The sequence below is a fragment of the Marinobacter persicus genome, assembly GCF_002934325.1.
Classification (GTDB): Bacteria; Pseudomonadota; Gammaproteobacteria; order Pseudomonadales; family Oleiphilaceae; genus Marinobacter; species Marinobacter persicus_A.
The window spans coordinates 1-3,122 of record NZ_PTIV01000069.1 but is presented as its reverse complement, the minus strand read 5'-3'; the positions used below and the strand labels follow the sequence as shown (position 1 = coordinate 3,122).

Here is a 3,122-nt window from a genome sequence, read left to right as displayed (position 1 = left end):
AAGCTATCGACTGAAGCAGAAAGTTACAAGCTAGACTATGAAAGGTGGGTCAATTTTATTGGCCAAAGGTGGGTCAAAATAAATGGCCATTGACAAGGGCCGAAAATAAAAGGTTTGCATCGATCAAGAAATTGGAAATTGACTACCGAGCGGGTGCTGAAGACAAATCTGAATCGAGGTTACCGAGCCTGTTGAGTCACGAGATTGATGCATTGAGAGACGCCATCTCTGAGGAGTCCCTTAAATTAAAGGGCTGGACTAAAACAGAACGCGGCAGCATCAAGGACCAAAACGGCAAGGTTGTCTTAAGAAACGGTTTTGTGGATGCCCTTGAAAAAGCGTTGAGTATCGGGAATGGCTAACGGACAAGAAAAAGCTCGCGAAAACCTTGTTGCCTTTCAGCGTTGGGCCGCTACGAAAACCGATGACTATTTAAAGCAAATCGTCTTTCGGGGCCAGCTAAACTGTGGCGAAGTCGCCAACGCTATCGGTATCGGAAAGAGCGCCGTGCGCCAGAATCCGGCGATAAAATCGCTGGTCCTTAAATACCTCGGGCGAATCGCCGCTTGCGGCGAGAGGGCAGAGCCCTCAATTGAAATCGAGGCTACGTCCATTTTTTTGATAGAAGCGGACCTTTTTTGTCGCCGAGATTCCGGCAGCTTAAGCACGCTGAGGTCGCAAAGCGAACATTCAGGTTAGGCAATAACGCCTGGGCTAAGCCGCCTTCCGGCCCCCTGCGCCCCGCCAGAAACAGCTCCCGGCCACAGGGGTTATCCACAGCCCGCTGGAACCAGGGGTTTGCGGATGCCCTCTATCGCCTTCTGCAGCTCGATGAAAACCCGGTCGATCTATCAATTCTCGGGAAGAGCCGTTTGCATGAGTTCTACTACGAATTACTGAAAGGTGAAGCCGGCCATTCATTCAGAAACGCATTTGGTGTTGGGAACGAAATCGCCCGCTCGATTGAGTTCCTGTCATCCAACCTGGACAAAACTGTCACAATTGAAGACCTGGCTGATCAGGCTGGCATGAGCCGGGCGGTGTTCCATCGCAAATTCAAACAGGCGACAAACATGTCGCCCATTCAGTTTCTGAAATCCATGCGGCTCAACAAGGCCGCGATGAAAATTGCTGAAGGCCAAAACGTCAGCGTTGCCGCCATGGACGTGGGTTACCTGAGCTCGTCTCAGTTCAGCCGGGAGTTCAAACGCCTGTATGGCCTGTCACCCAAGCAGTGGAGCCAAACTGAAAAAGCAAGCTGACGGCCGGCTCTGGTATGCCATGTCTATCGGGGTAGTTCCGTGATCGGAACGCATGGTTTGTTATACGAGCCGGTGAGTTGGAATTTACGTCAGGCAAAACCCTCCAGCACAATCTTGCCAACGGCGGTTCCTGATTCCAGTTCGGCGTGTGCGGCACGTAGATTCTCGGCGTTGATCGCTCCGAGGTGCTTCCCTGCAGTTGTGCGGATGAAGCCTTGATCTACAAGCCGTGAGACCTCATTCAACAAGTCGTGCTGAACCTGCATATCATCCGCCTGGTGCATTGAGCGGGCGAACATGAATTCAATGTGTAATGACAGACTCTTCGGCTTGATTTTCATTACGTCCAGACTTGCGGGATCGTCGATCATGGCAATCTTTCCAAACGGCCTAAGCACCGCCACATAATCGTCGAAGTATTGATCTGTGGCGTTAAGACTGGCCACATGGGTTACAGAACCAATTTTGCCAGCAGACACCAGTGTTTCGATCTGGGGCTGCAAGGGTTCACGGTGATTCAGAACAAAATCCGCACCCAATGATTCAACCCAGGCCTTCGATTCCGGGCGAGATGCCGTAGCGAGTACTTTCGCGCCTGTTAGCTGTTTGATCAATTGAACTAGAATTGAACCCACGCCTCCTGCGGCGCCAATCACAAGGACCACGTCGTCGCTTGGAGTGATGGACCCAGCCAACTGTCGCTCAAGTTGCAGGTGGTCAAACAGCATTTCCCATGCTGTTATCGTGGTCAGGGGCAACGCTGCAGCATCGGCGTCGGACAGGCTGGCAGGCTTCCGACCAACCAGACGCTCATCGACAACCTGGTATTCGGCGTTGCTGCCCTGACGGGTAACGTCACCGGCATAAAATACGGTGTCACCTTCTTTGAAGAGTGAAGCGCCCTCGCCTGTTGCCACTACCTCTCCAACGGCATCCCATCCAAGTACTTTGATCTGGCCTGGTTCCGGCTCCGCCCGCTGGCGTACCTTGAAGTCAACAGGGTTCATGCCGATGGCTTTGACTCTGACCAGCAGGTCCCGGCCTTTTGCGACGGGACGTTCCATCTCAACATTTTGCAGCGCATCAGGGTTTTCGATAGGAAGAGATTCCCGATATCCAACAGCTTTCATTATCTGTCTCCGCAATGACTTTCGAGTAGCGCACAGTATGGTCGCCGTTTACACTCGGATAAACGGGAAAATTTGTTAAACATATTCAAAGAATTTTTGAAAATGAGTCTTGATGATCTGATCGTGGTTTTGAGGGTCGCTGAATTCCGCAACATTACCGCTGCCGCCACCAGCCTTGATATGCGAGCTGCCACAGCCAGCGCCGCAGTAAAGCGCGTAGAACAGGAGCTGGGTGTAGAGTTATTCGTACGCTCCACGCGAAGGTTGCGGTTATCTGCCGCCGGCGAGAAATACTTGCCTCACTGCAAACAAGCGATTGACTTGTTGAGCCAGGCGCAACAGAACCTTCGATCTGAAGTTGACTCTGTAACAGGCGAAATCCGGCTTTCGGTTTCATCCGATCTTGGTCGTAACCGCGTTGTGCCCTGGATCGACGAATTGATGGCAACGCATCCAGGTTTGAATCTCAGAGTTCAGATTACTGACACCAACGTGGACTTTTACCGGGATTCGGTCGACATGGCGCTTCGCTACGGCGCGCCCAGTGACACCAACCTGTATGGCTTCAAAATTTGCGATGTGCCGCGCCTGCTTTGCGCATCTCCTGATTACCTTTCGCGTCATGGTCGCCCCATTCATCCTGATGACCTTGAGAACCACAACGGACTGTTCTATCAGTTGCAGGACATCCCATTTGACCTCTGGACGTTCAAACGGGGAGACGAGGAAT

The 3,122-nt window shown here is 52.1% G+C and carries 5 protein-coding genes; 4 read left to right on the top strand and 1 reads right to left on the bottom strand.

Annotated elements, in window-relative coordinates; genetic code table 11:
• Nucleotides 1–44: 44 nt before the first annotated feature.
• The 3 genes from gmtX to BY454_RS16525 are packed head-to-tail and all read left to right on the top strand — an operon-like array spanning nt 45 to nt 1,262.
• Nucleotides 45–362, top strand: a complete 318-nt coding sequence (gene gmtX / locus BY454_RS16535) for a gamma-mobile-trio protein GmtX (RefSeq protein WP_258075690.1) — start codon at nt 45–47, stop codon at nt 360–362.
• On the top strand, nt 355–699 hold the full coding sequence (locus BY454_RS17120; RefSeq protein WP_227507931.1) for a hypothetical protein: 345 nt from the start codon (nt 355–357) through the stop codon (nt 697–699). Before gmtX ends, BY454_RS17120 begins: the two co-directional genes overlap by 8 nt.
• On the top strand, nt 639–1,262 hold the full coding sequence (locus tag BY454_RS16525; protein WP_082220601.1) for an AraC family transcriptional regulator: 624 nt from the start codon (nt 639–641) through the stop codon (nt 1,260–1,262). Before BY454_RS17120 ends, BY454_RS16525 begins: the two co-directional genes overlap by 61 nt.
• 89 nt (nt 1,263–1,351) lie before the next feature.
• Here BY454_RS16525 and BY454_RS16520 read toward each other — a convergent pair whose 3' ends face one another.
• A complete protein-coding gene (locus tag BY454_RS16520) occupies nt 1,352–2,392 on the bottom strand; it encodes a zinc-binding alcohol dehydrogenase family protein (RefSeq protein ID WP_008172298.1) in 1,041 nt (346 codons plus the stop codon).
• Nucleotides 2,393–2,494: 102 nt separating this feature from the next.
• On the opposite strand from BY454_RS16520, the gene BY454_RS16515 reads away from it, so the two are divergent.
• On the top strand, nt 2,495–3,122 hold a 628-nt coding region (locus BY454_RS16515), incomplete at its 3' end, for a LysR family transcriptional regulator (RefSeq protein WP_104417651.1).

Coding starts and splice junctions, on each gene's coding strand:
- BY454_RS16520 (WP_008172298.1), bottom strand. CDS start 2,392: ATGAAAGCTGTTGGATATCGGGAATCTCTTCCTATCGAAAACCCTGAT.
- BY454_RS17120 (WP_227507931.1), top strand. CDS start 355: ATGGCTAACGGACAAGAAAAAGCTCGCGAAAACCTTGTTGCCTTTCAG.